Genomic DNA, 4,067 nt, shown 5'->3' on the forward strand with positions numbered 1-4,067 from the left:
GGACTTCAAAGTCCTCCAGCGACGCATCGGAAGCGCTGGCCGGGTTGAACGGATAGCGTCCGGCCAAATGCTCGCTATAAAAGCTGTACACATCCGCATCCCAGCGTCGCTCCAGTTCGCGCAGGGCTTCGACGAGCAGCACCTGTGACGATTCGTCGGCGATTTTTTTAACTTGGCCGTTGAGTGGTTCTGGCAGACCCGTCGCGAAGCGCTGCAGGATCCCGATGGGGTCCTGGCCCTTCAAGGCGAAGCGGTCCAGCACCATGGCCAGAGCTGCCTTGCCGCGATCCGGGCTGTCTTGGACGCTCTTGACCGCATCGCGAACGTTGCCGACGGCAGCCATGGTTTCATCCAGATACGAGGGCTTGTCCCCCTTGGCCGTCAGCAAATCGGTCAGCGGGGCGAATGATCGGGCGACGTCCGCGGCCAACTGGCGGTTGGCAGCTTCGTTGGCGGAGGTGGGCGCCTTGAGCTTGCCGTCTGACGGCACCGGCGGGTTGAGCTGAGTGTTGTCCCGCACTGTTTCGACAAGGCGGCGCATCGGTGCGGCAGCACTGGTGATGCTTTCGAGTACGGTCACCGCCTGGCCGATGTCGTTGAAATCCACGACGTCGAGCTGGTTGATCCCCTGGCGCCAGTTCGCGATGTAGTCCGCGGTGTAAATCGTGCGAACACGGCCCGCCAACGCTTGCTTGTCGGCCTCGGAGTAGTCGATGTGATTGCGCTGGCCCAAAGCGCCGCAGTTGATAGCCGGCAGGATCATAGGCGTCCTGCTGATTGATAAAGTCGGCGACGGCGTGCAGGGTGCGCCGGTTGTCACGTTCTTCGCCGAGTTTCAGGTTGCTGGGTGCGTTGAAGAAGGCTTCGCTGATAGCACTGCCGCCGCTTTGCCCCGGGGACGCCGTGGGCGTGGCGGGAACGACGTCGGGAGCGTGGACGGCCTTGGCTTGCTGCTGCAGCTTGGCTGCTAGTTTGGCCAGCAAGCTGGTGTCCAGCTGAGCGGCCGTTGCGCTTGCCTGTAGGCAATCCAGTGCCTTTTGTGCGTCCGCCTGACGCTCCCGACTAAAGCTATGCGGATCGAGCGCGGGCAGCGCGTGAATCAGACGCTCCACCTGCTGGGTGACCATTTTGCGTTTGGCGGCGTAGCCGGTGGGACCGGGTCTGGGGTATCCGGCTTCCCAATAGTCACCGACCATGCCGGCGAGCAGAGCAAGGGCCGCGACCCACTGAGACCAGTCGCGAGCTCGCAGCCGCGCTGTCACCAGATGACCGGCAACGCGGAAGTGCTTGCACTGGCCGCTTAGGTATCGACGTGAGGTTTCGTCGATGTACGACCAATCCATGCGCGACTCGCTCAATCCCCCGAGCTTGACCATCTCCTGATCAATGCCCTGATAGGTGTCGTCGTCTTCGTCGAATTGGCCGGCGGCATGCTGCGCGTCGATGGGAGCAAGCAAGGCCTTGAGATCCAGGGGGGCAAGGTCCATCACCAGTGACACGCCTCCCGCTGCTGGGCGATGAGCTCGAGGAGGCCCGTGGCATCGAAAATCAGTCCGTCGAGTGGCGCGTAGTCGCTTTCGGTCTGGAGGCGACTGCCGCCAGGCATGCGCTTGAGTGTGTCGATGGCCACGAGGCCGCGGCCGGCATCGACAATGTTGCCCACATCCAATACTTGCCATGGGGCGGCATCGGCGATGGGGGCAGCATCCATCAGCAGGCGCATGCGGATGCGGTTGCGTGGGATGGAATGCGCCGTGATGAACTGAAGGCGTGTGATGCCCGATAGGCAGCTGATGGCCAGGATTGGGCGAGGCGCGTCACTGCCTAAAGCAGGTGCCGAGATGACGACTTGCGCGGTATCGGTGGCGTCCTCATGAGAGCGGAACAACAAGAAGCGATGATCATCGTGCTTGCGCCGCACCTCATTGCGTTGCACCAGTTCCACGATGCGAGGCGTGTAAACAGGAACTTCGCCGTTGCTTGTCGGCGCAGACGATGTAGAGGCGCGAGCTGGCACTGCAGCGGGGGCGGGAGTGCGCGCCACCAAGTCGAAGCACGCGAGTCGCTGCACGGCGGACACGATTTTTGTGCAGTCGGGCGTCTCAGGCGTAACGCTCAGTGGCAAGGAGCTATCGTCATGGCTGCATGACGCAAGACCCAGCACAAGCAGGCACAGGGCTAACAATTTCATAGGGAATCCGTCTCCCGGTCCAGGTTCCATTTGCGGCACTTGTAGGCAAGGGTGCGTTTGGGAATGCCCAGGCTCTGCGCGGTCTGGCTGCGCGACCCGTTGAGCTGACGGAGGCGGTCGCCGATCATCAGTCGTTCGAAGCTATCCACCGCTTCGGTCAGGTCGGTCATCGACAGAAGTGCCTGCAGCGGAGGGGTATCACGCGCTGGCGGTAGGTCGGATGGCGCCATCAGCGCCTGCATCGTCGCTACATCGATCGCCTTGCCTTGTCCGGTGTGCTCGGCCGCGGCCAGAACAAGATTGCGAAGCTCGCGAACGTTGCCAGGGAAGGTCTGGCTACGCAGCCAGGTCAATGCGGTATCCGTAAAACCAGCGACGCGGACATGATGCGCGCGGCTGTGCTGAAGCAGCACGTGCGCGGCGATCGCCGGGATGTCCTCGGCGCGTTCGCGCAGTGGCGGCAGGTGTAGAGATTGCTGCCTGATGCGGTAATAGAGGTCCTCGCGAAACTGCTGCTCGCGAATACGCTGCGGGAGCGGTTGATGCGTGGCGCAGATCAGCCGGAAGTCGGACTCTCGCTCCTTGGTCGCGCCTACCGGGCGATATTTTTTCTCGTTGAGAACGCGTAGCAGTGTGCCCTGCAACGCCAACGGCATGTCGCCGATCTCGTCGAGAAACAAGGTGCCCCCGTGGGCTTCGGCAACCAGGCCTGAGCGTGCCTGCGTAGCCCCGGTGAAGGCGCCGCGCGTGGTGCCGAACAACTCCGCTTCAATCAGCTCCTTGGGAATGGCTGCGCAGTTGACCGGAACAAACGGGCCACCGCGAGTGGACGACTGATGGATCAACCAGGCCGCATGATCTTTACCCGACCCCGTTTCGCCGGTGATCAATGTGGACAAGTTGGAATCGGCCAAACGCAGCATGTCCTGGCGAATGCCACGCGTGACGGCGCTTTCGCCCACGAATTCCGAGGCGAGCAAGCGTCTGGCGCGATCGTCGCCTCGATCGGCGACTAGCTTGCGGTGAACCGTCCGCTCGTAGCGGACATTTTCCTGGGCGCTGGCTATATCGCTCAGGCGCGCAAACAGACACTCATGAGTGTCGAGCAACGCCTGCCAGAGTGGAGCTGTCTGCAATGGCCGCAACATGGCCGATTCGCCGAAGAAAACGAGCGCGCCGGCCATTGCCTGGCGGGTATTCCTGAGCGGTAACGCCAATAGCGCCGGCGCGGATGGCCAGCGCTCGCGCAGAGCGTCAAAGCTCTCACCAACGCCGACCAGTCGCGTCACGTCGTCCACCTGACATGGTTGCCCCGTGCGGAGGCCATAGACGACCGGGTTGTCCAGCTCGCTGGTATCGAGCACCGGGAGCGTCATGTCGGCGGGGACGCTGGCCAGTGGCACCAGGCGATCACCAACCGAGTTGCGCCCAAAGCAGCAGGCTCCCTGCCAACCACCCATGGGAACGATGGCGCCAAGAAAGGCCTGGGACAGAGCCTTCGGCTGGGTCGCCACGGTCATGGCGCGGAGGAGCTGGGCAATTGCAATGGCGTCCATGCGTTGCCCTTTAGTCGATCGACGCCGTAAAGGCGGCGCCGTCCCATGCAAGCATCGCTGAGCCAAAAGGTCGGCCGCTCGCTATGCGCTGCAGGACTGCCAACGATAGTGGCGGCAGCAGCTCGCCATCGATGGAGGCATCGAGCATGCGTGCACCGTTCTCATGACGTGTGCAGCGTGTACGCAGCTCATCGGTGGCGCTGGCATCCACGACCAAGGCAGCGCCATAGCGTGTGGCGAACTGGCCCTTCAGTCGTTGTAGGCGGCCGTCAATGATTTCGCCGAGGACACTGTCATTGAGATACCGATAGGGAACGACC

The 4,067-nt window shown here is 62.7% G+C and carries 4 protein-coding genes and 1 pseudogene; all 5 read right to left on the minus strand.

The window, feature by feature from the left end; all coding sequences use genetic code 11:
* On the minus strand, positions 1-763 hold a 763-nt coding region (locus tag AC1DMG_RS20580), incomplete at its 3' end, for an ImcF-related family protein (protein WP_477181006.1).
* Positions 764-1,127: 364 nt separating this feature from the next.
* Positions 1,128-1,487, minus strand: a pseudogene (locus AC1DMG_RS20585) (type VI secretion system ImpA family N-terminal domain-containing protein); the annotation flags it as partial.
* Positions 1,487-2,191 (minus strand): type VI secretion system-associated protein VasI, encoded by a 705-nt coding sequence (vasI, locus tag AC1DMG_RS20590; protein ID WP_477181007.1) that lies wholly within the window; start codon positions 2,189-2,191, stop codon positions 1,487-1,489. The gene vasI and the pseudogene AC1DMG_RS20585, both read right to left, overlap by 1 nt.
* A complete protein-coding gene (locus tag AC1DMG_RS20595; RefSeq protein WP_477181008.1) occupies positions 2,188-3,747 on the minus strand; it encodes a sigma-54 interaction domain-containing protein in 1,560 nt (519 codons plus the stop codon). The genes vasI and AC1DMG_RS20595 overlap by 4 nt, the downstream gene beginning before the upstream one ends.
* Before the next feature lie 10 nt (positions 3,748-3,757).
* A partial coding sequence (locus tag AC1DMG_RS20600) for a hypothetical protein (protein ID WP_477181009.1) occupies positions 3,758-4,067 on the minus strand: 310 nt, incomplete at its 5' end.

The sequence above is a fragment of the Dyella sp. 01N36 genome (genome assembly GCF_056399745.1).

Coding starts and splice junctions, on each gene's coding strand:
- AC1DMG_RS20595 (WP_477181008.1), bottom strand. CDS start 3,747: ATGGACGCCATTGCAATTGCCCAGCTCCTCCGCGCCATGACCGTGGCG.
- vasI (WP_477181007.1), bottom strand. CDS start 2,191: ATGAAATTGTTAGCCCTGTGCCTGCTTGTGCTGGGTCTTGCGTCATGC.